Annotated in this window: 20 protein-coding genes; 7 read left to right on the top strand and 13 right to left on the bottom strand. The window is 59.5% G+C overall.

The window, feature by feature from the left end:
- Positions 1-2 precede the first annotated feature (2 nt).
- The 3 genes from PCOSP_RS12805 to PCOSP_RS12795 all read right to left on the bottom strand — a co-directional run bounded on the left by PCOSP_RS12805 (position 3) and on the right by PCOSP_RS12795 (position 4,890).
- On the bottom strand, positions 3-3,092 hold the full coding sequence (locus PCOSP_RS12805) for an efflux RND transporter permease subunit (protein ID WP_464711538.1): 3,090 nt from the start codon (positions 3,090-3,092) through the stop codon (positions 3-5).
- Entirely contained in the window at positions 3,089-4,192 is a 1,104-nt protein-coding gene (locus tag PCOSP_RS12800; protein WP_464711537.1) for an efflux RND transporter periplasmic adaptor subunit, read from the bottom strand. The genes PCOSP_RS12805 and PCOSP_RS12800 overlap by 4 nt, the downstream gene beginning before the upstream one ends.
- Positions 4,193-4,266: 74 nt before the next feature.
- Complete coding sequence (locus tag PCOSP_RS12795) at positions 4,267-4,890, bottom strand: TetR/AcrR family transcriptional regulator (protein WP_464711536.1); 624 nt, start codon at positions 4,888-4,890, stop codon at positions 4,267-4,269.
- Positions 4,891-4,982: 92 nt separating this feature from the next.
- Between PCOSP_RS12795 and PCOSP_RS12790 the strand changes: the two genes are divergently transcribed.
- The gene (locus PCOSP_RS12790) at positions 4,983-6,443 is read left to right on the top strand and encodes an efflux transporter outer membrane subunit (RefSeq protein ID WP_464711535.1); all 1,461 of its coding nucleotides are present in this window, start codon (positions 4,983-4,985) and stop codon (positions 6,441-6,443) included.
- Positions 6,444-6,539: 96 nt separating this feature from the next.
- Here PCOSP_RS12790 and PCOSP_RS12785 read toward each other — a convergent pair whose 3' ends face one another.
- Positions 6,540-7,346: an oxidoreductase gene (locus tag PCOSP_RS12785; protein ID WP_464711534.1), complete on the bottom strand. Its 807-nt coding sequence runs from the start codon at positions 7,344-7,346 to the stop codon at positions 6,540-6,542.
- Between the two features lie 167 nt (positions 7,347-7,513).
- Positions 7,514-8,134, bottom strand: coding sequence for a TetR/AcrR family transcriptional regulator (locus PCOSP_RS12780; protein WP_139642191.1), 621 nt, complete (start codon positions 8,132-8,134; stop codon positions 7,514-7,516).
- 178 nt (positions 8,135-8,312) lie between these two features.
- Here PCOSP_RS12780 and PCOSP_RS12775 point away from each other — a divergent pair, with 178 nt between their 5' ends.
- The 4 genes from PCOSP_RS12775 to PCOSP_RS12760 all read left to right on the top strand — a co-directional run bounded on the left by PCOSP_RS12775 (position 8,313) and on the right by PCOSP_RS12760 (position 11,723).
- The gene (locus PCOSP_RS12775) at positions 8,313-9,014 is read left to right on the top strand and encodes a hypothetical protein (RefSeq protein ID WP_368372906.1); all 702 of its coding nucleotides are present in this window, start codon (positions 8,313-8,315) and stop codon (positions 9,012-9,014) included.
- Between the two features lie 102 nt (positions 9,015-9,116).
- Positions 9,117-10,022, top strand: a complete 906-nt coding sequence (gcvA, locus tag PCOSP_RS12770) for a transcriptional regulator GcvA (RefSeq protein ID WP_139642184.1) — start codon at positions 9,117-9,119, stop codon at positions 10,020-10,022.
- Between the two features lie 75 nt (positions 10,023-10,097).
- Positions 10,098-10,925, top strand: a complete 828-nt coding sequence (locus PCOSP_RS12765; protein WP_464711533.1) for an EamA family transporter — start codon at positions 10,098-10,100, stop codon at positions 10,923-10,925.
- Positions 10,926-10,961: 36 nt separating this feature from the next.
- The gene (locus tag PCOSP_RS12760; RefSeq protein WP_464711532.1) at positions 10,962-11,723 is read left to right on the top strand and encodes an SDR family oxidoreductase; all 762 of its coding nucleotides are present in this window, start codon (positions 10,962-10,964) and stop codon (positions 11,721-11,723) included.
- 76 nt (positions 11,724-11,799) lie between these two features.
- On the opposite strand, the gene PCOSP_RS12755 is transcribed toward PCOSP_RS12760, so the two are convergent.
- The gene (locus PCOSP_RS12755; protein ID WP_464711531.1) at positions 11,800-12,861 is read right to left on the bottom strand and encodes an HD domain-containing phosphohydrolase; all 1,062 of its coding nucleotides are present in this window, start codon (positions 12,859-12,861) and stop codon (positions 11,800-11,802) included.
- Positions 12,846-15,716, bottom strand: coding sequence for an ATP-binding protein (locus tag PCOSP_RS12750; RefSeq protein ID WP_464711530.1), 2,871 nt, complete (start codon positions 15,714-15,716; stop codon positions 12,846-12,848). The genes PCOSP_RS12755 and PCOSP_RS12750 overlap by 16 nt, the downstream gene beginning before the upstream one ends.
- Before the next feature lie 267 nt (positions 15,717-15,983).
- Here PCOSP_RS12750 and PCOSP_RS12745 point away from each other — a divergent pair, with 267 nt between their 5' ends.
- Together PCOSP_RS12745 and PCOSP_RS12740 are read left to right on the top strand one after the other, a co-directional pair.
- Positions 15,984-18,980: a sensor histidine kinase gene (locus PCOSP_RS12745; protein WP_464711529.1), complete on the top strand. Its 2,997-nt coding sequence runs from the start codon at positions 15,984-15,986 to the stop codon at positions 18,978-18,980.
- Positions 18,977-19,606, top strand: coding sequence for a response regulator (locus PCOSP_RS12740; RefSeq protein ID WP_139642172.1), 630 nt, complete (start codon positions 18,977-18,979; stop codon positions 19,604-19,606). The genes PCOSP_RS12745 and PCOSP_RS12740 overlap by 4 nt, the downstream gene beginning before the upstream one ends.
- A gap of 19 nt (positions 19,607-19,625) precedes the next feature.
- Here PCOSP_RS12740 and PCOSP_RS12735 read toward each other — a convergent pair whose 3' ends face one another.
- The 6 genes from PCOSP_RS12735 to PCOSP_RS12710 form a co-directional block, all read right to left on the bottom strand.
- A complete protein-coding gene (locus PCOSP_RS12735) occupies positions 19,626-20,075 on the bottom strand; it encodes a chemotaxis protein CheD (protein ID WP_464711528.1) in 450 nt (149 codons plus the stop codon).
- Positions 20,076-20,136: 61 nt separating this feature from the next.
- A complete protein-coding gene (locus tag PCOSP_RS12730; protein ID WP_139642168.1) occupies positions 20,137-20,940 on the bottom strand; it encodes a CheR family methyltransferase in 804 nt (267 codons plus the stop codon).
- Complete coding sequence (locus PCOSP_RS12725; protein WP_464711527.1) at positions 20,937-21,461, bottom strand: chemotaxis protein CheW; 525 nt, start codon at positions 21,459-21,461, stop codon at positions 20,937-20,939. The genes PCOSP_RS12730 and PCOSP_RS12725 overlap by 4 nt, the downstream gene beginning before the upstream one ends.
- 75 nt (positions 21,462-21,536) lie before the next feature.
- Complete coding sequence (locus tag PCOSP_RS12720) at positions 21,537-22,049, bottom strand: chemotaxis protein CheW (protein ID WP_139642164.1); 513 nt, start codon at positions 22,047-22,049, stop codon at positions 21,537-21,539.
- A 3-nt stretch (positions 22,050-22,052) separates the two neighbouring features.
- Positions 22,053-24,443 carry a methyl-accepting chemotaxis protein gene (locus PCOSP_RS12715; RefSeq protein ID WP_464711526.1) on the bottom strand — a complete coding sequence of 797 codons (2,391 nt, stop codon included), beginning with the start codon at positions 24,441-24,443 and terminating at the stop codon, positions 22,053-22,055.
- 21 nt (positions 24,444-24,464) lie between these two features.
- Positions 24,465-26,594 (bottom strand): chemotaxis protein CheA, encoded by a 2,130-nt coding sequence (locus PCOSP_RS12710; protein WP_464711525.1) that lies wholly within the window; start codon positions 26,592-26,594, stop codon positions 24,465-24,467.
- Positions 26,595-26,600: the final 6 nt, after the last annotated feature.

Below are 26,600 nucleotides of genomic sequence, written 5' to 3'. Positions count from 1 at the left end.
GTTCAGTTGGCTGCCAATGCTTCGGTTCTAGTTGTGTTGTCAGGACGGATCTTGAACCAGATGGCATACATCGCCGGCAGGAATACCAGCGTCATCACGGTTCCACCGAATGTCCCACCGATCAGTGTGTAAGCCAGGGTTCCCCAGAACACGGAATGAGTCAGCGGGATAAAGGCCAGGATGGCGGCCATCGCCGTGAGCAGTACCGGTCTGGCGCGTTGCACCGTCGCCTCTACAACCGCATGGAATGGATCGAGCCCTTCTTTCTGGTTGTGATCGATTTGCCCGATCAGGATCAGCGTGTTGCGCATCAGGATGCCCGACAGTGCGATCAGGCCTACCAGGGCGTTGATGCCAAACGGCTGATTGAAGATGAGCAGGGTCGGCACCACACCAATCAATCCCAGCGGCGCAGTGAGGAACACCATCACCATCGCGGACATTGAGCGGACCTGCAAAATGATGATCAGCAGCGTCAGGGCAATCATGATCGGGAACAGCGGCAACATCGCCTTTGAGGCTTTCCCCGACTCTTCGATCGAACCGGCTTGCTCGATGCGGTATCCGGCCGGCAGTGTGCTGATGATCGGCTGCAGCTCGTCCAGGATCTTCGTGGAAACGTCCGGCGGCTGCAGATCCTCGGCAATGTCCCCGCGTACCGTGATGGTGGGCGTACGGTCACGACGGCGCAGGACCGGATCTTCCATGCGCACCTCGACACTGCCGATCTGCGACAACGGAACCCGCTGGCCGGCCGAGCCCACCAATGTGAAACCCTGGATTTTTGCCGGATCGAGGCGGATATCGCCCGCTGCACGCCCCACCACTTGCACGGAACGAATGTCTTCGCGCACAAACGTGATCGGGATACCCGACAGCAGGAACTGCAATTGCTGGCCGACCGTACTGGACGTCAGCCCAACCGCCTGCAACCGGTTCTGGTCCAATGAGAAGTGCAGTGTCGGTATGCGCGTCCCCCAGTCGGTGTTGACGGTCCTCATCATGGGACTCGCCCGCATGACAGCCTCGACCCGGCCGGCAATCTCACGCAGCCTGGCGAGATCCGGTCCCATCACCCGGTAAGCGACAGGAAAGGGGGAATACGGACCGAACACCAGTTGGGTAACCCGCACACGGGCTTCAGGCGCGAGCCCGTCAGCCACCGCTTGGCGGAGACGGTGCTTGAGGGTTTCACGCTCCTCCTGGCTACCTGTCAGCACCACCATCTTGGCGAATGAGGGATCGGGTAGCTCCGGCGCCATCGCCAGGTAGAAACGCGGCGAACCTTGTCCGATATAGGACGTGACGATTTTCGCTTCGTCCTGCTTTTGCAGCCAGGCTTCAATGCTGGCCGTCGCCGCGCTGGTCTGCTCGATGGAAGTGCCGTAAGGCATCTGCACTTCAATCAGGACTTCGGGGCGATCAGAGGCGGGGAAAAATTGCTTCTTGACCAGGCCCATGCCAAGGATGGCTACGACAAAACAGCCAATCACCGTCCCGGCCACCAGCCATTTGCGAGCGATGACCCGTGTCAGCAACCGGCGAAAACGATTGTAGCGAGGTGTGTCATAGATGGCCGCGTGGCCACCCTCGACTTTTTTGACGTGCGGCAACAACTTCACACCCAGGTAAGGCGTAAAGGCCACAGCGACCACCCAAGACGCGATCAGGGCAATGCCCACGATCCAGAACATGTTGCTGGTGTACTCGCCCGCGGACGAGTGCGCGAAGCCGTTGGGCATGAAGCCGACAGCCGTCACCAGCGTACCCGCGAGCATGGGGGCGGCGGTATGGCTCCAGGCATAGGCCGAGGCCTTGATCCGGTCGTAGCCCTCCTCCATTTTGACCATCATCATTTCGATGGCGATGATGGCGTCGTCCACCAGCAGGCCCAACGCCAGGATCAGTGACCCCAGGGTAATGCGGTCGAAATTCTTGCCGGTGGCGGCCATCACCATGAACACCACAGCGAGGGTCAACGGCACGGCCGCCGCCACCACCACACCCACATGCCAGCCCATGCTGAGGAAACAGACCAGCATCACCACCAGCAACGCGACGAAGAACTTGATCATGAATTCGTCGACGGCCGAACTGATATTCACCGACTGATCGGTGACCTTGGTGAACGTCATGCCCAGCGGCATGCCTTCGTTGATACTGACCGTCTCGGCATCCAGGGCCTTGCCCAGGTCCAGGCCGTTCCAGCCTTCGCGCATCACGATACCCAGCAACAGGGCGGGCTCGCCTTTGTTGCGGACCAGAAAGGTTGCCGGGTCTTCGTAGCCACGCTCCACCGTCGCAACATCCGAGAGCTTCAGTGCCCGCCCCTGCACCACAATCGGCGTATCACGAACTTTCTCGAGTTTGTCGAACGCGCCATCCAGGCGCACGAACACCTGCGGTCCCTTGGTGTCGATGGAGCCGGCGGGCGTCAGCACGTTCTGACTGTTCAGCGCGGCAAAAATGTCCTGGGGGGAAAGCCCAAGCGTTGCCAGCCGATCATGGGAGAACGACACGAAGATACGTTCGGACTGCTCACCGATGATGTTGACCTTTTTCACCCCCGGCACATGCAGAAGGCGCTGGCGCAGCGACTCGGCATCGCGGGCCAGCAAGCGCTGCGGCTCGCCCTTGGCCTTCAACGCAAAAAGCGCAAAGGTCACGTCCGAAAACTCATCGTTGACCATCGGCCCGATGACACCGGCCGGCAGGGTTTTCGCCTCATCGGCAATTTTCTTGCGGGCCTGATAGAACTCTTCCTGCACTTCCGCTGGCGGCGTGGTGTCCAGCAGCGACACCATGGTGAAGGCCAGCCCCGGGCGCGTGTACGTTTCCGTGCGGTCGTACCACTTCAATTCCTGCAAGCGCTTTTCCAGCGGCTCGGCCACCTGGTCCTGCATTTCCTGCGCGGTAGCACCCGGCCAGGCAGAGATGATCGTCATCTGCTTGACAGTGAAGGGAGGGTCTTCCGCACGCCCCAGGCCGAAGAACGCCAGGACCCCGGCAAGCGTGATCAGAACGATCAGGAAAAGGGTGATCGATCGCTCACGAACGGCAAGGGCCGAGAGATTGAAACGCCCCTCGCTCATGGCTGGTTCCCCTTGGCGACCACCTGTTCCTGTTGCGCCACCCGAACCTCAGCACCCTCGTGCAGCAAATGCGCGCCCAAGGCCACGATCTGTTCGCCCTGCTTGAGGTTACCAACGACCGTGGCCGTGTCATCGCCCAGACCGAGGACCTGGACCGGACGCCACGAGACTTTTGCCGGTTCGCCGGAAAGCGCCCATACACCGGGGCCATCACCCGCGTCAAAAACAGCCGCGACAGGCACTCGCAGTGCTTGCCCTGGCGACTTGTCCTGGGCGATATCCAGCGTGACGGTCGAACCGAGTGGCGCATTAGCCAGCGCGCCTTCCAGCACGTACCTGGCCTCGAAGGTGCGCGTTACCGGGTCGGCGGCATCGGAAAGCAGCCGCAGCTTCGCAACAGTGGCTACCTTGCCGTTACCGTACAACGTCGCCTGGGCCACCGAGCCCACGGCCGGGCGCAGCGTTTCGGGCAGATCGACGCTGGCTTCGCGTTGTCCGGCGCGTGCCAGCTTGACGACAGGCTGTCCCGCGCTGACGACTTGGCCGGGTTCGGCCAGGGTATCCATCACAACGCCATCGGCGTCGGCCAGCAAGGTCGCATAGCCCATGGCATTGCTTGCCACATCGGCCTGCGCCTGCGCCGCGCTCAACTGCGCCTTTGCCGTGTCCGCCGCGGCCTTTGCCTGGTCGTATGCAGAGGCCGAGATCGCCCCTGCCGCCACCAGCTCGCGATTACGGGCCTCGTCATCCGCCGTCTGCTTGGCTTGCGCCCGGGCGGCGGCCACTGCCTGCTGCTGCGCACGTGCCTGCAGACCAAGGTCGACCGGGTCCAGGCGCATCAGTGGTTGGCCACGCTTGACCGTCTGGCCGGCATCCACCAGACGCTCCTGCACTTTCCCCGACACTCGAAAGCCAAGATCGCTCTGGACGCGAGCGACCACAACGCCAGTGAACGAACGCGCGATGTCGACCGAGTTCTCGACGCCCGCGACCCTCACCAGAGGGGGCTGGGTGCGTGCGTCGACGGCGGTCGATGAATTACCGCACGCCGCCAGGACGAGAGGCATTAAGCAGACGGCAACAGGTTTTAGCCGAAGCATGGTTCGCTACTCAAAAAATAGAACAGGAATGCATCTTCAGTCTAGTGACCAATAATGTCAACAGTCACAAAATATCAGAACGACTGCGCTGAAAGGCTGCGTAACATCAGCGTCGACAGAAGCGCTGCCGCCGACGAGGCCGTATCAAGGTTGTATTGCAGTTGCACGGGATTGGCGTAGGGCTTCATGACCAGGTGGATCGCCAGGACGGCTTCATCCAATGGGGTTTTCCTCTCGAACTCCCCGGACTCACGCCCCTCCAGGACGATTTGCCGGATCAGTTGGCGCAAGCGCTCGTCATGCGCCTGCGCAGGAAGCCACTGCTCGCGAGCGGCAACAGCGGCAATGTCGTAGAGCTTGCGGTCATGAAAGAACAAGTCGCTGCCCGCCTCCGCCAGTGCCCGAAACAGACGCTTCAACTTCTCGGAAGCCGTCGGTGCATCCTCGATCGCTGCATCCACAATCGCCATGATCATGACCAGACGATTGGTACAGATCACCTCTCCGATCGCCTGCTTGGAATCGAAAAATTTATAGATATAGGCCTTGGAGAAGCCAATGGCCTTGGCGATGTCAGACACGGTGGTCTTCTCATATCCATAGTGGCCAAAGCGCAACGTGGCAGCCTCCACGACTTGATCGCGGACACTATGGTCTGACGGCCCACGTATCTGGGGTGCATGCATGTGTTTAGTCATTTTTCCAGCTTAGCCCCATGCACCTCCATTGACAACGAGTGACCAATTGGTAATATCGTCACGAACAGTATCTGGCTAAACCTGGAGTCGTCATGCCTTCCCTCCGTACGCTTGCTCTGCTTGTGAATACCGGCTTAATGGCGGGCTGCGCGGTTGGCCCGGACTATCAGCGTCCGGACGCTCCGCTGTCGGATAGCTACCAGGCTCAATCCGCCGTTCAACAAAGGACGGCAGCCCGCACGGCAAACTTTGCCAACTGGTGGGAAGGCTTCGGTGATCCATTGCTCAGTGACTTCATCGCCAAGGCGCTTGCGCAGAACCTCGATCTGGCCCAGGCCTCCGCACGGGTCGCCCAGGCTCGCGCGGGGCTTGGCGCGGCAACCGCTGCCCTGTTGCCGTCGGGCAACATCAGCGGACAAGCCGCACGCGCCTATCAGTCCGTCGAAACGCCATTGGGCCAGGTGCTCAACTCGACGCCTGGCTATGATCGCTATGGCAATTTGTATGAACTGAACCTCGGCGCAAGCTGGGAGCTGGATGCGTTCGGCGGCTTACGTCGAGGCCGCGAGGCGGAGCTGGCCGAATACCAGGCGTCCGAAGCCGGCTTCAGCGCGACGCGCCTGGCCGTCGCCGCGCAGACCGCGGACATCTATATCACCCTACGTGGCCTGCAGGCCCGGCTGGCCATTGCCAATCGACAGGTCAAGACCCAACAAGACCTACTGGAGAAAGTACAACTGCTCCACGGCAAAGGGCTTGCCGCCGAATTTCAGGTTCGCCAGACCGAGGGTGCGCTTGCGCAGGTTCAAGCCACAGTGCCGGTCCTCAACACCGGCCTGGATGCTGCAATGAACGCACTGGATGTCATCCTCGGCACCCCACCCGGCACTCACCGGGCTCAATTGACCACGACGGGGACGATTCCTCAGGCGCCGCAGATTACCTCAGCCGGCGCGCCCGCCGATCTGCTGCGCCGCCGGCCAGACCTCATCGTGGCCGAGCGTAAACTGGCGGCATCCAATGCCCGCATCGGCGTGGCGATCAGCGAGTACTACCCGAAGTTTTCGCTCAGCGCCTTGATCGGCAGCGCAACAGCCGTCTCCAGCGGTCATCTGTTTTCCAGCGGGGCCAGCCAGGCCTCGGGGGTCCTGGGGTTGCGCTGGAGACTTTTCGATTTCGGCCGAATCAACGCGCAGATCGATCAGGCGAAAGGAGAGGAAGCCGAAGCGCTTGCCGCCTATCGCCAGTCAGTGCTGCGTGCCACCGAAGACGTCGAGAACGCCTTCTCCGCGCTGGTCAACCGCGAGGCACAGGCATCCACGCTGACCGGGGGTGAAAGCGCTTTGACCCATGCTCGACAGTCGTCCTTCATCGCTTACCAGAAAGGCTCGGCCAGCCTGATCGACGTCCTGCACGCCGATGAAACACTGCTGCAGGCATCCGACGCCAGAGCGCAGGCCCAAACGGAGTCGGCACGCGCAGCGGTCGCGGCATTCCGGGCACTCGGCGGTGGCTGGCAGCCGATTGAAACCCAACCCGTGGCTACGCGCTGATCGCACGTCCCTGCTCCAGTAGATGAGATCGCCATCGATAAGCACGGTCTCACCAAGCATGCGTTCCCTGAGGTCGTCACAGCTCGCAGGCATGCCTCAGCTCAGGCCAAAGGTTTTTCTCAGGCTGGAGTCGACCGGACTTGCCGGCATGAAACGGCGCAGCTTGCGCAAGAGAGAGGCCTCGCCTTTGGGCGTGCGACGCATTTTCCACACGCCCAAAGCCGCCTCGACAATCGTCGCCGCCACGCCGTCGGGGCTCGGTGCTCCCTGGACACTTTTAACAATCGCACGGGTCACCGCATCGCGGTCTTTGGCATAGGCCGGAATGCTGCCAGCCGTTTGCGGCGCATTGAGATCCAGGTTGGTCTTGGTGAATGACGGCTCGACCAGCACCACGCGGACACCGAATTTGCGCACTTCATGATCCAGAGACTCGGACATCCCCTCGACAGCGTGCTTGGAGGCCGAGTAAAGGCCCATGTACGGCGCAGGAAGAAAACCCAATACCGAGCTGACGTTGACGATTCTTCCCGAACGCTGTTCACGCATATGCGGCAGTACCGCGTGTGTCGTACGCAGGACACCCCACACGTTGGTATCGAATAACGATTGGGCTTCGGCAATCGACGTTTCTTCTACCGAGCCTACCAACGATCCACCCGCGTTATTGACCAGCACATCAACGCGTTTGGCCTGAGCGATCACGGTTTCGATGGCGCGTTGAACGGAAGCGTCGTCGCGAACATCCATCTCGACAAGTTCGACACCCGGCAGTGGGTCCGATTGGGTAACACTGCGTACGGTGCCAAACACCTGGCAACCTTGCCTGACAAACAATTGGGCAGTGGCACGGCCAATGCCCGATGAAACACCGGTGACAAGGACAACTTTAGCGTTCGACATAGCAGTTCCTCTGGTAAGGGGTCATCGAGACACTCACTCTCTACCGAGTAACCATTTTAGTCAATGGTCACAATCCAGGCGTGGCGATTCCTCGCAGGGAAATACGGCTTCCTGCTTTTATGAATTGAGGGAAACGCAGCTGACCGCTGTACCTGTACCGTCGGGACTCAAGGCATCAGGCTACGCAGCACCAGATTGGCGATGCTGGTGGATGCCTCTTCAACGCCATCGAGGCTGTATTGCAACAGCAATGGATTGATGTACGGACGCAACGCCAGATAGATGGCATTGACCGTTTCATCCAGGGGCGTCTTGCGTTCGAACTCACCCAGCTCACGCCCATCAGAGACGATCTGCCGCACGAATGCCCGAATGCTGGCCTCGTAGAACTGGGCGCTAGGCCAACTCTCTGACGCCGCGGATGCCGCAATGTCGTAGAGCTTGCGGTCGTTGAAGAACAGGCTGACACCGGTGACGACCGCGGTTTTGACCAAGCGGCGAAAGCGCTCGGTGGCACTGAGGGACTCCACGCTGACCGCCTCGTCCACGGCCGTGACAATCGTCTCCAGGCAATTGCTGCAAATGGCTTCGCCGATGGCCTGTTTCGAATCGAAGAACTTGTAGATGTAGGCCTTGGAAAAACCAATGGCCTTGGCCAGGTCCGATACCGTGGTTTTGCCATAGCCATAGCGGCTGAAATGCTCATTTGCCGCTGCGACAATCTGGGCTCGGATTTCATGGTCGACAGGACCACGGACGTTGCGCGAAGGGAAGGATGATGGATTCATGGCGCCAGCTTACCTGTCACCCCATGGGGTGACAAGCAATGACCAAAATACAATTTAGTCACAAATTTGCACCTCCATATGCAATCCCCTCATCACCTCAAGTTAGGCGCTCCACTACCCCCTCCGGATTTCGGATACCCTACCCGCCAGTCGAATAGTTGATGCAAGGACGCCAATCGTGCGCTTGAACCGCTGGCGCTACACCCTGTTAGCGTGCCTGCTACCTCAGTGGAGCATGGCCAACACGCTGCACATCGATCCTCGTGGCGAGCGCCTTTACCAGGAGGCGATTGCCCACCTGGCACAAGCGGATCGAAAGCTTGAAGCGGTCACTGCCGATACCCCTGCGACAAGCGCAGAGGAGAGAGAACGTTCCCTGACCCTGGCGCAAGAAGGCGGCGCACTGCTCAAGCCCGCCTTTACGCTGCTTGAACAAGCCGCGGCCCTTGATCATCCCGTAGCCCAGTATCGACTGGGACTTATCTACGTGATGCTGTCTCCAAGCGACGTGATCAAAGACAAAGCCTGCCCCTTGTTTGAACGGAGCCTCGCCCAAGGCTTCGCTCCGCCTGCACTTGAAATTGCATATTGGTGTTTGGCGTTCACCGATACGCCCCAGTACGAAACAGCCTTGCAGGCGCTGGAAACCAGCATGCCCCTCTACGAACACTATTTCCCGCAGCCAGTTGTCAGGCTTGAGTGCAGGCAAGAAGAACCGGTGGGCTTCGCCATGCAGTGGGGCGGCAGTCGAGACTACCAGGCCGAAATCTACCGACTGTTGGGCGACAACAATCGTGCACAGCGACTGGCGTACTACCAGAAGGCGCTCGATATCAATGATTGCTACAAAGTCAAAAGACGCATGGCATACCTTAAGTAGTCCATTGCGGCACGATGCTGATCGACGCATCCCGACGATGCACTATCATGAACCGGCATTCATGACGCGCCCGTTCTGACGACTCGCCGGGAAACCCTATCCATGAGAGATCTGCCGCCTACCGCTACATTGCGTGCCTTTGAAGTCGCCACCCGACACGCGACCTTTACCTCTGCCGCACACGAATTGCATGTCACTCAAAGCGCGGTCAGTCACCAGCTCAAGCACCTCGAAGCGCTTTGGGGATTGCAGCTGTTCGAGCGCGGCAAGTCATTAAGCCTTACCCCAGCGGGGGCTACACTGGCGCCCATCGTGAGGGAGTTCTTCATGAGCCTGGAGGCGACCCTGGCCGACCTGCGCGAGCAGAAAGGCAGGGTCCGGCTCGAGGTCAGCACCACGTATTCCTTTGCGCTGAAATGGCTACTGCCACGCTTGCCAAGTCTCTCTCGCCAGCATCCCGAGCTGTTGGTCTCGCTGGACACCACGGACAAGATCATCCACTTCTCCGACGCCCAGGCCGATGTCGCGATCCGGCTCGGCAAAGGCATCTACCCGGGCTTGTATTCAGAGTTCCTGTTCGGCGAACAGGTGTTTCCAGTGGCAAGCCCCGATCTGCTGCAGCGATACGGAACACCGCGCAACCCTGCCGAGCTGTTGCACTACCCGCTGCTGACCCGGGATGGCGCCGACCTGGTGCCAAAATGGGAGGCCTGGTTTCAAAAGGTCGGGCTGGAGTTTTTGCCGCTCAAGGAAAGCGTCAGGTTTGGCGATAGCAACATGACGGTCGAGGCCGCTTTACTCGGCCAGGGCGTCGCCCTGGTGCGCAGCGGGCATGTTGAAACCGAGATCAGCGATGGTCGCCTGGTGCGGCTGTTCGATGTGCCGTTCCCCTCCCCCCTTGCCTACTATTTTGTCTGTCCGAAAGGCACCGAATCGCAGCCACACATAGTCAACTTCCGCCAATGGCTGAACGGCGAGGCGCTGAAAGTCCAACGCGCCTATGCATGATGCATGAGCGTTTGCTCATGAAACGATGAGGAGACTTCGCTGTAGTTCGAGCCATCGGGCTGCATAAGATGGCGCATGCCAATCCATATCACCTTGCTGGTTCTTTTCGCCGCGCTCCTGCATGCCAGCTGGAATGCGTTGCTGCGTGGCGGCTCCGATCGGCTATGGTCGATGACGATCATGTGCATCGCCATCGCTATCGCCAGTGTCATCGCCGCGACGTTGATGGTGCCGCCGGCGGCGGCCAGCTGGGGCTACATGGTGCTCTCGGCACTGCTGCACGTCGGCTACAACCTGTTTCTCGTGCGCAGCTACCGGGTCGGCGACCTGGGACAGACCTATCCGATTTCCCGAGGATCGTCACCGGCGCTGATCACCCTCGGCGGCGCCGTCTTTGCCGGAGAACGCATCGCCCCCGGCACATTGCTGGGTATTGCGTTGGTATCAGTCGGGATCATTTCACTGGCCTTCCGGGGACGCAGACTGTCTGTCCCGAGCCTGCCCTATGCCCTGGGAACCGGCTGCTTCATCGCCGCCTACAGCGTCACCGACGGCATCGGTACCCGGCTCTCCGGCGCCCCGCTCGCCTACACCGTGTGGATGTGCGCCTTGTGGGGCTTGATGATGCCTGGGGTGTACATCGGCTTGCGCGACGCCCGCAGCTTATTCTGCGTCCGGCCCGGAATGCTGACCGCCGTGGTCGGCGGGCTGGTCTCTTTGCTGGCCTATGGAATTGTCATCTACGCCATGAACGAAGCGCCCTTGGGCGCGGTATCGGCATTGCGCGAAACCAGCGTGCTGTTTGCGGCGCTGATCGGCTCCGTGTTCCTCGGCGAAACACTTACCGCCCGCCGCGTCCTGGCGTGCGCGGTGATCGTCAGCGGCACCCTCATGATCGGTTGATACGCCATTTTCTCACCGCTACAAGAGGTACTCTCGATGGATAACGTCTCGCAGGCCCCGTTGATGCTGATCACCGGTGGTGGTCGCGGAGTGGGTGCCGCTACCGCGCGGCTAGCTGCCGCACGAGGTTACGACGTCGCGATCAGCTACGTAGCCAACGAGACCTCGGCGCTGGCCGTGGCGGCGGATGTGCAGGCAACGGGACGCCGGGCGTTGGCCATGCGGGCCGACAGTGCCGATCCCGAGCAAGTCGCCAAGTTGTTCGCAGCCATCGACCGCTCGTTCGGACGCATCGACGTACTGGTCAATAACGCCGGAGTGTTGTCCATTCAGTCGCGCCTGGAGGACCTTGGCTTCGAGCGCATGCAGCGCATCTTTGCGGTCAACGCCATCGGCCCGATGCTCTGTGCCCAACAGGCGGTGAAACGCATGTCCCACCGGCACAACGGCCCGGGGGGCGTCGTGATCAATGTTTCCTCGGCATCGGCGCGCCTCGGCAGCCCGAATGAATATGTCGACTACGCGGCATCGAAGGGGGCCCTGGAGACCTTCACCATCGGGCTGGCCAAGGAGGTGGCCCGGGAAGGGATACGCGTCAACGGTATTCGCCCCGGCCACATCTACACCGACATGCACGCCAGCGGCGGCGAGCCGGGGCGGGTCGATCGCGTCAAGGATACGATCCCCATGGGCCGAGGCGGTCAGCCGGAGGAAGTGGCGCGGGCCATTCTGTGGCTGGCCAGCGCGGAGGCGTCATTCGTTACCGGTACATTCCTCGACGTGACCGGGGGCAAGTAAGCGGTTGGCCAGGATTCGGCCAGCCGCTACACCAGTCGTTCACCCATTCAGCGAGGAACACATTCGTCGATACGCTTCAGTCATTCCGCGTATCGGACAGGCGCAAGCGATCTATTTCGTCAAAGAGATTACAGAAAACGTCCACCAGGAAAGGGTCGAAATGAGTACCGGATTGCTCGATGACATAACGTCTCGAGCGTTCGGTGTCCCAAGCCTGTTTATAGGCGCGGGGCATCCTTACGGCGTCATACACATCACAGATGGCCACGATCCTTGCGGACAATGGGATCTCCTTGCCACGCAATCCCTGGGGATAGCCGGCGCCATCCCAACGCTCATGATGCGCCAAGGCAATTTCCGCGGCCAGATCCGTCAAGGGAGAGCCCTCGGGGTCATGCAGGATTTCGTAACCTATGCGGGCGTGGTCCTGCATGATGATCCGCTCTTGTGGTGTCAGCGCGCCAGGCTTTTGCAGAATGGCATCTTCAATACCGATTTTTCCAATATCGTGCATCGGCGCAGCCATCCTCATGAGCTCGCACCATTGCGCAGGCATGCCGATTGCCTTGGCCAACAAGGCAGCGGACTCGCCAATCCGAACGATATGGTGTCCCGTCTCATCGTCACGATAGCTGGCTGCCCGACTCAAGCTGCTACTGATCGCCCGGTAGCTGGACGCCAGCTGGAGCGTGCGCAACTCCACCTTGCGCTCCAGTTCACTATTGACGTCGCGCAGTAGCTTCGCGGCCTGCGCCAGTTCCAGGCAATTACGGACCCTGAGCAGCACTTCGGGCAGATCGATAGGTTTTGAAATGAAATCGTTGGCGCCCTTTTCCAGTCCTTTTCGCCTATTCTGCTGGTCGCTCAAGGCCGTTACGATGATGATCGGGGATTCGGTGCGGTCACGGGAACCAAGTCGGTCAAGGATCTCAAAGCCATCGGGTGCGGGCATGTCCAGGTCCAGCAACACCAGGTCCCAGGCATTCGAAAGCAGCCAGTCAAGTCCCTGTGCAGAGTTGTTGAATGTCGTGATGTTTGACAGGCCTACGGCCCGCAGACATGAATCCAGTAGCCGAAGATTGGTGGCCACATCATCGATGATCACGATCCTGCAGTGCGCATTTATTTTGGCAAACATGCGTCTGCCCTCCCCGTGGTGAGCGTCAAGACCAGACGACGAATACTCTGCGCCTCCAATGGAGCAGACACGATGGCCTGGCACCCAAGGTGATCAACTGACACGTGATCGACGGCCCCACGAACCACGACGATCGATATGACAGACTTGGAGGCATCCATGCGCAGGCCGCTGAAAAAAGTGTCCAGCACGGACGCAGGGTCCGCCGTGGCGACGATCAATACGCTGACAGGCGTGGTGCCAAGCACGAGGCTGGCGTCGAGCAACGTATCGACCCGCTCCAACTGAAAGTCGCCGTTCAATGCTTCCCGGACCACTTGACCGTCCTTGGGGTTGTCACTCACCAACAGGACGCTCGGCAAGGCAATCGTCGAGACCATGGACGCGTTCCCGGGGGCAGGAAAGGCCGACGAGCACAGCTCGACCCAGAAGGTACTCCCCACTCCCATCTCACTTAAGAAGCCCATGGTGCCATGCATCAGAAGCGCCAGGTCTCGACACAGCACCAAGCCAATGCCGGTTCCCTGGATGGAAGAGTTCTCTTTACCCAGCCGCTGGAAGGGCTTGAAGAGCTCGCCCTGCAGAGCCGGGGAAATGCCCGCTCCGGTATCCGTTACATAGAGTCGAAGCCTGGCTCCGTCGTCGACAACCACAGCCCCCAGCGTGATGTGCCCACCGGGCCGGTTGTACTTGATTGCATTGGATAACAGATTGATCAGGACCTGCTTGAGCCGACGCTTGTCCGCCCAGACATACCATGCATCCGGAGGCGGATTGATGTGCAAGGTCTGACCCTGCGCGCAGACTTGCTGCTGGACCATGTCAGCGCAATTGGATAACAGGCTTGCCACATGCACGGGTATGAGGTCCAGCAGGGGCTTCTCAGCCTGCAGGCTGGAGAGATCAAGCAGATCGTCGACCAACTGCATGAGGTGTTCACTGGCCTTGATGATTTCCTGCAGGTAGACCGTCTGTTCCGATTCCTGGGCAGGCAACTGCATGAGCCCCAGCTGGGCAAACCCGTAGATTGCATTCAATGGCGTACGCAGTTCATGGCTCATGCTGGAGATGAATTTGGACTTGGCAGTACTGGCGGCCTCCGCCTCCAGGGTCTTCTCTCGAAGATCCAACTGAGTCTGCTTGAGCGTCGTGATGTCGACACACGCCACGACCACGACACTGGAATCATCAAGCCGAGAGGGTTCCAGGGTGCGGCCCCGGCAAAGTATCCAGATCAACTCTCCATGCATGTCCTTGATCCGAAACTCGGCTTCCGGCGCCACGCTGGCACTGCCCCTGGCCTGTTCCAGGAACTGCGTGAAGCTCTGCCGGTCTTCAGCGGGGATGTTCTTCAGCAATGTCGCCATCGGCACCTCATTGGTGGCAAAGCCAAAGCGCTGACACAGGGCCCCCTTGAGAATGAAGCGACGCTGTTGCGGGTGGTATTCCCAGAGCCCTTCGGCAAAACTCTCCATGACCAACTCAAGGCGCTGCTGTGTGGAGCTGCGAATGAACTCGGCCTGGGCCAACTGCCTGCCCATGCCCAATGCATGGTTGGACATTGACCACAGTTCGGTGATGTCGGAAGGGCTTGCGGTCGGTTGCCAGTGGCCTCGACCGATCTCGCGCATCATGCGCGAAACCCCTTGCACCGGCTTGCTCAGTTGGCGGCTGAGGTCGCGTGTACGCCACCACATGAAGGCGAAGAACGCGGTATAGAACAGCACCAACCCCGCGACCAATAGATACCCCACCTCGCGGTAACGACTGGCAAGCAGATTGGTTTCCTGCATGACCGCCGCTTCGTCCACCACTGCCAGCAAGAGCCAGCCGGTAGAAGGAATACTGCTCCAGGCAACCAGATGAGGGCGTCCATTCAACGTCAGCGCAACGACACCCTCGGGATGGCCGGGTAGATTCTGGTTGAGGCTGGCGAGGTCCGGATGACGCGTAAGGTTCAAATCCGACGATTGCAAGCGCTCGCGATCAACCGGCTCGCCAGCAGGTTGGTTCTCGGCGGTTCGCAGGGAAAAATCACGTTGCCCCGCCTTGGGTACGGCCATGACATCGAGCTTGCTGTTGAGCAGCATCAGGTAGCCATTCCAAGGCATCTTCAACTGTTCTATTCGCTTCAAGATGCCATCCACGGTGACATCGACGCCGGCGACGCCCTCGAGGAAATCCCCGCTGTAAACCGGTGCAATGGCAGACATCATCCATCCCTGACCGGCGGGATCCAGATAGACATCCGTCCAGACTATTTTTTTGTCAGGATTATGTTTTGCATCGGCCAGGTAGTAGAAGTTGTATTGGGTGATGTCCATATCATGCGGGTATTGCTCGAGCGTATTGAACCAGGGATAAATCCGGTTATAGCTGTCCCAACTATTGAAATAGATGCTGGCAATCAAAGGATCTCCGTCCTTCAACTGCTTCATCATGAAATCCTGATTCGCCAGCAGGGATATCTTGTAGAGGTCCTGCTTTTGCGGCGGAGTGACATTGGAATAGAACGAGGCGGACGTCCCGTCGTTTACTGCGCTGTAACGGACGCCGTCGGCACTCATTGACAAAGATGCCGCTATCCGAGGCTGGTCCTCGGTGAGTTCATGTTCCGTGGACTTGGCATAGAGACTGATCGCTTTGTGAATCTGCTCCAACTGCCCCTGCACCAACAGGGCATTTTGTTGAACCGATACTTGTATGTCTCGTGTCGCACTTTGGTGCAGGTATTCGATCTGGGAGCGTCGAATGGACTGGTTGGTCATGAAATAGGTGGTGATCAGCACACCTTCCACCAAGACGAGCGGCAACAGACTGGTACTGGCAAACGCCCGCCAGATCCATCTGCGCAAACTGACCCTTTTCCTTGGCGCTGCTTGCATAGGCACCCTCGTTGCTTAGGCTGCACAATTGATGTCACAATAATATCATTGTGGTCTCATCCTTGATTTCTGTCCAAGAGAATTCCTGCCCACGTCGCCGCCGGCGGGTCCCATTTTGCAGGTATACACCAAGCGCTCATCAGAAACAGCAGGTAATCCAGAGACCATAGTCGAACACTGGATTTCAGCTCAAAAACTTAAGCTATGCTCAGGAACGTGTTACCAGAGGATGGGCGAATGGACTCAGCCATTGCGGTAGCGACACGGTTTACGCAGGACGCGGTTGACGTGGGAGTCTTGTTGCTCGACGCCCAGGGGGCGCTACTCATCATGGATGATTGCGCCAGCGGGCTGCTTGGGCTCAGCGAAAGCGCCGCCTCCCTCGTTCCCTCCTGCGCCTTGTTCTCTCTCAAGCCGCTCACCTTTGAACAGCACCTCACCCATGCCCGACTCAAGGGAAACTGGCATTTCGAAAGTCTGTCGACCGGTGGCGACACGCTGAGTGTAAAGCTGGACTACAACGCCCAGAAATCCACGTACCTGGTAAAAATCCGCCGCACCGAACACATCCCCATTGCTGAACAGGATTATCGCCTGGCGTTCGACTCCGCCGGTACGGGCTTGGCCTTACTGCGCATGAACGGTGAATGGATCGCTGCCAATCGGATGCTGTGCCAGATGCTTGGCTACAGCGAAGAAGAGCTTCGCGCCACGTCGTTCCAGCGCTTGACTCATCCGGACGATGCCGATGTCAGCAAGGACGACCTGCACAGGCTCATCCAGGGACAACGCACGAGCCTGACCCTGGAAAAACGCTACATCCGTAAAGACGGCAGCATCCTCTGGGCACGATTGACAGTCGGCGTCGCCCGTAACCACGATGCCGAGGCGCTTTACTTTGTGTCGCAGCTCGAAGACATCAGCGAGCATCTCGCCTTGCGCCAGGCATTGCTCAATAACGAAAAAAAATACCTGTTACTGGCCAAGAATTCACAGAACATCATCCTTCGCTATAACCGGCTTGGACAGCAGATCTATGCCAATCCCGAGCTTGAACGCGCCCGAAGCTTTCCCAACACTCACATCACGGAACGTACCTCGACAGCCGATCCGCTTGATGAATACTTTGGCACGCAGGTAAAACTCACCTTATCGACGGGCGTGGCAAACACCTTCCTGCTGGAAAGCAGAGATTCGTATTCCGGTCGCTCCGTGGACTACCTGTGCAATCTGACGCCGGAGCACGACGAAACGGGCGAGCTGTGCGGGGTGCTGGTCACAGCCCAGGATGTCAGCGCGCTGCGCCGGCAGGAGCGCGCCGAAAATGCGCGCTCGGCCATTTTCCAGAAGATGGTCACCAACGACACGTTGATCGAGGTGCTACCGCTGCTCAGCACCTACCTGAAGATCCTGACACCCGACTTTGGTAACGCCATGGCTTTCAAGGCAGTGCCTGGCGACGACCCGCTTCGGGCGCCTCCCGTAGACGCCTCCTGGATCGAGACCTGCCTGGCCGAGGACCTCGATCGCCATCCCGAGTTGTTCGAACACCCTCACTTCCTAGCAGACTTGAAAAGCAATGCCCCTGCTTTCGCGTTCTGCCAGCCCGCCGTGCAGGCAGGTTATCGAGGTTGTTGGGTAGAACCGGTGATCGATAAGAACGGCATCGCGATGGGAGCCATCCTGTTGCTCGTCAGCGGTGAAGCCCAACTGAGCGAGCAGGACCGCAAGCATGCTCGAATGGCCAGCCATATCGGTGCCATTGCGTGGGAACGCCGTTCAGCTCACAGCCACCTGGCCCAGAGCGAACGTCGTTATCGCGAAGTCTTCGACCACTCGCAAGACATGCTTTGCCTGCTCGCCGTGGATGCCGAGCAACAGTTGAGTTGCCTGGAAGCCAATCCCAAGCTGTGCGAGATGCTCGCCAAGCGTCATTCGGACATGATCGGTCAACCGTTGGGCCAGTGCCTGGAAAAAGATGCCGCCAATATCGTCGAGGCTATCTGCCTGCACTGCATTGCCGTGGGTGCCCCCATCGAGCTGGACGCACACCTGCCCTGCGGTCAGCGCTCACTCGTCGTGCACTTCAACCTGGTGCCCGTGGCTGATCCCAATGGACGCCTGCATCGCCTGGTTTGCATTGCTCGCAACATCACCGATATCCGCGAAGCCCAGCGCAACGAACTGGCCCGGCAACAGGAAATCGGCACGTTGGTTGAAAACTCTCCGGACGGCATTGCGCGACTGAGTCCGACGGGAGAACTGTTGTTCGTCAATCCGGCCCTGGAAGCCTGGTTGGATCGCCCGCTCAGCGACTTGCTGCACAGGGATCTACTCGAAATCCTGCCGAAGAACCTGCAAAGCCAATTGTTCCGTGAAGCGGTTATCGAGGCCGTCGAAAAGGGCCAGCCCCTGGAGCACGAATACGTGCTCACCGCGCAACATCGACTGCAACGCGTCTATCACATCAGTCTCGTTCCAGAGCAGAACATCCAGGGGAAAATTGCCACTGTGTTGGCTGTCGTTCGGGATATTTCGCAGCTGCGCCTGGCGGAAATGCGCCTGGCATCGCTCAACAAGCAACTGCGCCAGTTGATGTCCAGTCGTGAGAGTGCGCGGGAAGAGGAACGCAAGCTGATTGCACAGGAAATCCACGATGAGCTTGGACAACATCTGACCGCCATACGCATGGGCACTTCGCTGCTGCGCTTCCAATACGCGGAGCAATTGCCCCAGCTCACCGAACAAGTTGCACGCCTGCTGCAACTGATCGACCAAACGGTGCAGGTGGTCAGGAACATCTCCACCAGCCTGCGTCCTTCCATCCTCAACATGGGCATCGTTGCGTCATTGGAGTGGCTGACCGACACGTTCAGGCAGCAATGGGGCATCGACTGCAACCTGGAGATCCACCCGCAGAAAATCTGCCTGGACGATGCCAGTGCCACAGCGGCATTTCGAATCGCCCAGGAGTCGCTGACCAACATTGCCCGGCACGCCGAAGCGACTCGGGTCAATATCGCGTTCGAGCAAAGCGATAATGGTTGGTCGCTGGAGATCGCCGACAACGGCAAAGGGTTTGAACAACGTGACCAATCCTCCAAGACCCTCGGCTTGCTGGGAATGCGCGAACGAGGCCTGACCTTGGGAGGCACCACCACCATATCCAGCAGCATTGGCAGCGGCACAACCGTTCAACTGCGTGTACCTGCTCCAAGGAGTCAAGACTCATGATCCGTTTAATGGTGGCCGACGATCACACGATCATGCGCGAAGGCCTCAAGCAATTGTTCGCGCTGGTAAAGGATTTTTCCGTGGTGGCGGAAGCGGAGAATGGTGCCCAGGTTCTGGAGTTGTTGCGCCATACCGACGTCGATGTACTACTGCTGGACATGACCATGCCCGGCGCCAGTGGCGAGGACTTGATCGGTCGCATCCATGCCCATTACCCCAAGCTGCCGATGCTCATCCTGAGCATGCACAACGAAGCTCACATCGCCCAACGCGCGCTGCGCGCCGGGGCCTCGGGCTACATGACCAAGGACCGCGAGCCGGAAGCGCTACTGGCGGCCATTCGCAAGGTGAGCACCGGCGCACGCTACCTCGATCCGCAACTGGCCGAACAGATCGCACTCCAGAGCAGCGGTGTAACACCCGACAACGCCTCGCAAAGCCTGACTTCACGGGAATTCCAGATCCTGCGCATGCTGGCTCAAGGGCTGAGCGTCAACCAGATCGCCGAGCAACTGGTGATCAGCAACAAAACCGTCAGCACTCACAAGACTCGGTTGATGGAAAAGATGTGCTTCGCCACCAGCACCGACCTGGTGCGCTACGCCTTGAATGAAGGGCTGGTCTGAAACGATGGACTCGATTGCCTCAGGCATGACGCTTGGGTGATTCGAATACCTTGAGCGCAGAATCGCCATGATGGAGTTGCAGACGTCCGGTGCCTACATCGAACACCAGGTGGCGATGCCCGCGGCCGCCTACGTGATAGACCCGGCATTGCAATCCATGGGCCTGGATCAGGCTCCTGGCGGCATCGATGTTCTGCTGGCCAATCCCGATGTCGTTGCAGCGTTTCACCCCGGGAAACATGTCAGCCCCGCCAAAAAGGCTCACCTCGAACTGATCGGGCCGGGCCCCCGTCCGATGAATGCATTCGAACAACAGCGCCAACGCATCCGCAGCATAACGACCGTTAAGGCTTCCCACGTCGCACCGCCCTCGCCGAGGCAACATGTAATGACACATGCCGCCCAACAAGCGTTGCGGATGCCAGAACACCAGTGCCACGCAAGACCCGAGCACAGTGCACAAACGCATCTGGCGCCCTCCAAACGCCACGTCACCAGGCTGCAGGAAGTATTCGATCACCCGAGCCATCTCAAGCACCCGGTTTGCGGTAGATGGAAGGTTTGACCAATTGCAATTCTTCGGTGATGCCATTCAGGCTTTCTGAGTGGCTCACGATGAAGTAGCCGCCTGGCCTCAGGTGCTTACTCAGGCGTTTCACCACCTCGGACTTGGTGTGGTTATCGAAATAGATCATCACATTGCGCAAGAAAATCACGTCGAACTGCCCCACCGAGGGCAGCGAATTGTTCAAGTTGATCGACGTGAAGGTAATACGTGACGCCAGCGCTCGATCAACCATGAAAATGCCATTGTTGCTGCCCACGCCCCTCAGGCAGTACTTGTTCAACAGCGCCTCGGGAATGCCACGGATACCGTCCAGTGGGTAACGGCCGCACTGGGCTTTCTCCAGCACCCGAGTGCTGATGTCGGACGCGAGGATCTCCCATGGCCGGGTGCCCAGGCTGTCGGCCAAGACCATGGCCAGGGTGTAGGGCTCTTCTCCCGTGGAGCAGGCACCACTCCAGACGCGCACCGGACCATTGCCGCGAAGCTCGGGGAGCACTGCGTCACGCAGGAACTCGAAATGCTTGGGTTCGCGGAAAAAGTAGGTTTCGTTGGTGGTCAGCAGGTCCACCGCCATTTGCAACTCGGTCCGGTCTTTCATCAGCAAGCGGTAATAGCTGCCGTAGGTGGTCAAGTTGAAAAACTGCAAGCGCTTGGCCAGGCGGCCGCTGACCAGTTGCTTCTTGGCAGCGGACAAGCTGATCCCGGCAATTTCGTGAATCATTGCCCGGAACTGCTGGAACTCGTTGTCGGAGAGAACGACATTCATGGTTTCAGCTCGCCTGCATCAATGTCCGAATGGCCTAGCGCCGTCCAGTCATCGCTATTGAGCAGGTGCTCGATGTCCAGCAACAGAACGAAATGGTCGCTGAGTTTGCCAATCCCCACTACAAACGCGGGGCTAAGGCGTCCCTGGAGCGCCGGTGCCGGCTCGATCTGCTCGGCCGGTATCTCCAGCACTTCGCTGACCGCGTCCACAATGATGCCCACCAGGCCTGCGACGCCGCTGCCACGGACCTCCAGCATGACGATACAGGTACGTGGGTTTTCCAGGGTCGGCGCACCGCCAAAACACAGGCCAAGGTCCAGCACGGGAATGGCCGCCCCGCGCAGATTGGTGATGCCTCGCACCGTCGGCGGCGCCATTGGCAACGGGGTTATCAGACCGTATTCGACAATCTCCCTTACGCACAGGGTGCCTACCGCAAACATCTCCCGGCCCACGCTAAAGGTCAGGTACTGTGGCGCTGCCGTCCCTGGGGTCGGCAGGCGCGAGGCGGATATGGACATGGTTCACTCCTCGGGATCCGCCGTAGAGGGCAGCATCCATCTCAAGACAACGTGGGCACGCCTGATCGCTACCGATTAGTGCAACTGGTTGGCGATCTCGTTGACACACAGCACCTGGTCGATCTGAAGCACGGTCAGGAAGGTTCCTCGCACCTTGACCATCCCTCGAATGAAGTCTTCACGGATCCGGTTGCCGATCGCTGGAGCGGCCTTGATGTCGGCCAGGTCGATCTCCATCACCTCCCCGACCGAGTCGACGACGATGCCCAACACTTGCGGCTCGTCCTCCTGCACCAGCTCCAGGATAACGATGCAGGTCCTGATACCTTGCTGCGTGGCGCCCTTGCTAAAGCGCGCCTGCAGATCGATCACCGGTACCACCGAACCGCGCAGGTTGATCACCCCCCGGATAAAATCCGGCATCATCGGCACGCTTGTGACCTGGCCGTACTCGATGATCTCCCGCACGCATAAGGTGTCGATCGCATAGACATCTCTGGCGGACACGAACGTCAGGAACTGCAGGAACTCACTGTCGCTCGGACTCTGCGGCACTTGCTCGAAATGGCTCAAGACTGCAGGTTCCATGGCTCAACTCCCGAAGCGAATGAAACCGCCTTCCTGGGCATGCTCACTGCTTTGCATGCTACCCAGGCTGGAAGAAGCGGCCCGCGGTACGGCAGACACCGCAGCCCGACCGTGCAGGGTGAAGAACCCCATCAATTCCTGCAGTTGCTCGGCCTGGCTGCTCATTTCTTCGGCGGTGGCGGCCAGTTCCTCGGAGGCCGAGGCGTTTTGCTGGGTGATCTGGCTCATCTGCGACATGGCGGTATTGATCTGCTCCGAGCCGATGGATTGTTCTTCAGAAGCCGCGGAAATCTCTTGGACCAAATCGGAGGTCTTGGTAATCGAGGGTACGATTTCATCCAGCAGATTGCCGGCCCGCTCAGCCAGGGCGACACTGCTCTTGGCCACCTGGCCTATTTCCTGTGCCGCGACCTGGCTGCGTTCGGCGAGTTTGCGCACCTCGGCGGCAACCACCGCAAAGCCCTTGCCGTGCTCGCCGGCACGGGCCGCTTCGATGGCGGCGTTGAGCGCCAACAGATTCGTCTGGTAGGCAATCGAATCGACGATCCCGATCTTCTCGGCGATGGTTTTCATGGCCGAAACGGTGTCCTTGACCGCCTGCCCGCCCTCACTCGCTTCCCTGCTCGCCTTGCCGGCCATGCCATCGGTCACTTTGGCATTCTCGGTGTTCTGGGAGATCGACGCTGACATCTGCTCCATCGACGCCGACGTCTCTTCAACCGATGCAGCCTGTATCGAAGCCGCCTGGCTGATGCTTTGGGCCGTGGCGGAAATTTCTTCCGAGGCGCTGGACAGCGAGTCAGCGGAGCTGCGCACCTCACCAATGATCTGCGAGAGCTTGCCCACCGTTTCGTTGACCGCGTGCTTCAGGTCTTGCAGGCTGCCCTGGTAATCACCCTTGACGCTGCGAGTCAGATCGCCATTGGACAGCGCCACCATGACCTCCATCGCCTCGCTGAGCGGGGCAACGATCGAGTCCAGCGTGCTGTTGATCCCAGCCACTATCCGGCGGAAATCCCCTTGATGGCGGGTACTGTCCGCCCGGGTGTCGAGCTTGCCGATCATGGCGTTCTCACTCAGCATCTGGGTGTCTTCGATCAGCGCCTGGATGTTGCTGCGCAGTTGTTCGATGTTGTCGTTGATAAAAGCTTTCTTGCCGGGGAAGCGGGCCAATGGTGCCGACAGATCCCCTTCGCCGAAGGAGCGTATGCACGCCATGGCTTGTTTTTTCACGCTGATATGGCCATTGACCATGTCGTTGATACCCTGGGCGATCTGACGGTACGAGCCCTGGAATCGCTGGACGTCGATCTGCACATCAATGTCGCCTTTCTCATGTTCGTCCGACATGTGACGCATCTCTTCGATCAACGCCATGATGGTGCTGCGAAGATGCTCGATGGTGACGTTGATGAAGGCTTTCTTGCCGGGGAACGCTTGCAGCGGGGCCTGCAGATCGCCTTCGCTGATCGACTTGATACAGGCCATGGCTTGCTTCTTGACGCTGATATGCCCGCTGACCATATCGTTGATGCCTTGGGCCATCAGCCCATAGCTGCCAGCAAAGCGTGCCGCATCGATCTGCACATCGATGTCGCCTTTGTCGTGCTCCGCGGACATGTGATTCATTTCGCCGATCAACTGATTCAAAGTCCCGCTCAGACGGTCCATGGTCCCCATCAGTCCGGTACGTTCAAGACCATGGTTGCCGCCCTGCACGTCCAACTGACCGGCCACGAATCGCTCGGCCAGCAGCCGTACATCGTCGGGTTCGCCTCCCAACGTGCTGAGCAACCGGCGTACCAGGAAGAAGCCGATCAGGCCGATCACCAGCAAGGTGGCGCCGCCGACCAAGGTTATGCTGTAGATCGCCGTCCGTTCGGTCGAGGCCGCGATCGCCGCGCCTTTACTTCCCAGGTCCAGGTTGTACTGACGGATATCAGCCAAGGCGGAAGTCACCTTTTCACGCGTCACTTCCAAGTCGACCAACAGACTGCGGGCTTCCGGGGCTGCATTCCTGAGGGCGTTGTCGAAACGCTCCACGCCCCGATTGTATTCATTGACCGTGCTGCGCAAGGCGCTGAGCAGCGCTGCATCACGATCGTCGGAGATGAACGCTTTCTGATAGCGATCCAGTGCCTGGAGCACCGATTCCTTATCGCTCTGCCGAGGACTGCCGGCAGGTCCGGACAGGTTCTGCCATTGCCGGCTGTGGTCGTCCGCCAGGGACAAGGCCACTTCATCCAGCAACTGCAGGCTGGGCACCGTATTGACTTGCGCATAGCTGGCAGTGGTCCTGACCCCGCCCATCAGATAAAGACAGAGGCCAACCAGGATCAGGATGCCCAACAGAGCTGAGGCGACCAGCAGCGAGATATTTTTCTTGACGGTCATGATGCTGTACTCCAGGGAGAACTATTGAGTCAATTCAGGGCTGAGGAGCGTGCCGTGCGACTGCTGGCTGGCGACTTGCCCTAGTAGTTTGGGAATATCCAGGATCAACGCTACTGCTCCGTTCCCCAGGATGGTGAAGCCGCCCAGTCCATGAGCTGTACCGAAAATCTTGCCCAACGGCTTGATCACCGTCTGGAATTCCCCCAGTAATTGATCGACCACCAGGCCTACCCGCATCCCGGCGTAATGCACGACCACAATGTTTTCACGGCCATGATTAGGCTCATCGATGGCAAACATCTCGCGCAGGCGCAGGACTGGAAGTACCGAGCCTCGCAAGTCCAGGAAATCCTGGTGGCTGCAGTCGTCCGTCGAAAGCTCGATGCACTCCTCGACCAGGTCCAGCGGCACGACATAAGAGGCACTGCCCACACCGATCAGGAAGCCATCGATGATGGCCAGGGTCAGCGGCAGGCGGATACGCACCGTGGTCCCCACCCCCTCCTCGCTTTCCAGATTGACCGAGCCTCGCAGGGCGACGATGTTCCGCTTGACCACGTCCATCCCCACCCCGCGCCCGGACAGGTTGCTGACCTGATCGGCGGTGGAAAAACCGGGTTCGAAAATCAGATTGAGAATGTCGCCGTCAGCCAACTGTTGCCCTTCGACAATCAGTCCACGCTCCATTGCCTTGGCAAGGATGCGTTGCTTGTTCAGGCCACCGCCGTCGTCACTGACTTCAATGACGATACTGTTTGCCTCGTGATAGGCGTTGAGGCGAACCGTACCCTGCTCCGGCTTGCCGCGGGCGCGGCGCAGTTGCGAGGGTTCGATGCCGTGGTCCATGGCATTGCGCACCAGGTGGGTCAGGGGATCGCCTATGCGTTCGACCACGGTCTTGTCCAGCTCGGTCTCCGCCCCAAGCACCTGCAAGGCGATGTCCTTGCCCAACTCCTTGGATACATCGCGCACCACCCGCTGGAAGCGGTTGAAGGTGCCGCCGATCTGCACCATTCGCAGGGTCAGGGCACAGTCGCGCACCTCCTCGACAAGACGCGAGAGCGAGCTTGTCGATTCGATCAGCTCGCCAATTCCGCTCTGGATGGCCCCCAGATGGGCACCGGCACCGGCGATGATCAGCTCGCCCACCAGGTTGATCAATTGATCCAGCTTGCCCGCATCGACGCGAATCAGATTACCTTCGGCTGGACGCGCCTCCTTCGCCCCCCGGCTCTTGCCCGCATCGTCGCGAGCCACCTGGTCTGGCGCCGCGGGAGGCATCGCGACGGTCGCCGAATCAGTCGAGGCCGGACTCGCCAGCCAACCTTCACGAGTCACGGAGCCACAGGCGATAAAGGCCTCGATCATGGCATCGGGTTCAGCGTCGAGGCGGCCAATCAGGGCCCGGAAACCGGTCAGGTCGCCATTGCACGGCAGCACGCAGATCTGGCTACCCTCGCGGACGAAGTCGAAGGCACCTTCGATGATGGCCTGGTCGGCGTCACTGACAAACCCAAGCTCAAACCCCAGGTAACAGGTTTCCGGCTCCATGGTCGAGATATCCGGCATGCCATCGGTGATGCACACGACCGCGCTGACTTGACCGAAGGTGTTGAGGTAGCGCAGCAACGACAGCGGGTCCATACCGTTGCGCAGGACGTCGGGGGAAAGGCGCAGAGACAAGTGCCAACGGGCGGAACACGCCGGTTGCGCCGGCTCAGCCGTTGCCAGGGGCTGCACCGCCTCGTGACGGTGCTCCAGGTAGCCGTTCAGACGCTCCACCAACGCCGCCCCCTGCCGTTCATGCTCGGCGGTCATGCCTTGCAGGTCGCCGTGGCAGTCCAGCAAGTCAATCAGCGTGCACAGGTGGTCTCGCACTTCCAGGAACAAGGCACTCAGCGACTCGTCCACCCGCAGTTCATGGCCACGGACCCGATCCAGCACGCTTTCGGCCACATGGGTAAAGGCAACGATCGGCGTGAAGCCGAACAGGCCGGCAGAACCTTTGATGGTATGGGCGACGCGAAACAACGCATTGATTGTGTCGGCATCATCCGGCGTCTGTTCAACCTGCAACAGGGCATCTTCCATCAGGAGCAGCAGCTCCTGGCTTTCGGCGATGAACGTCCGTAGCACGTCGTCCAGATTCATGGGCGA

The organism is Pseudomonas sp. MAFF 730105, from assembly GCF_055380705.1.
Note: the sequence above shows the minus strand (reverse complement) of the source record. Positions and strands in the feature narration are given on the sequence as shown.